Origin of the sequence: Kitasatospora sp. SC0581 (assembly GCF_048159585.1) — a bacterium.
Classification (GTDB): Bacteria; Actinomycetota; Actinomycetes; order Streptomycetales; family Streptomycetaceae; genus Kitasatospora.
The window spans coordinates 1-339 of the sequence record NZ_JBLRWA010000277.1 but is presented as its reverse complement, the minus strand read 5'-3'; the positions used below and the strand labels follow the sequence as shown (position 1 = coordinate 339).

The 339-nt window shown below is 64.9% G+C and carries 1 protein-coding gene; it reads left to right on the top strand.

Features of this window, described 5'->3' with window-relative positions; all coding sequences use genetic code 11:
• Window positions 1–339, top strand: a 339-nt coding sequence (locus ACLWS4_RS38085; RefSeq protein ID WP_416876581.1) for a GNAT family N-acetyltransferase, incomplete at both ends; no start/stop codon positions are given.

Here is a 339-nt window from a genome sequence, read left to right as displayed (position 1 = left end):
GGTGGTGGCCTGCGGCGCACAGCACGAGATGTGGGAGGACCTCGCCGAGGTCCGCACGCTCGCGGTGGATCCGGTCGCCCGGGGCACCGGGATCGGGCACCAGCTGCTGGAGAAGCTGGTGCAGACCGCGCGCTGGCTGGGCGTCCGTCGGATTTTCTGCTTGACGTTCGAGGTCGCGTTCTTCGCGAAACACTGTTTCGTCGAGATCGGCGAGGTCCAGGAAACCGATGATGGTACGACAGACCCGGCGGCGATCGCTACGGATGACTATGAAGAACTCCTCCGCTCGTACGATGAAGGCGTCGCCGAGTTCCTCGACCTGGAGCGGGTGAAGCCCAA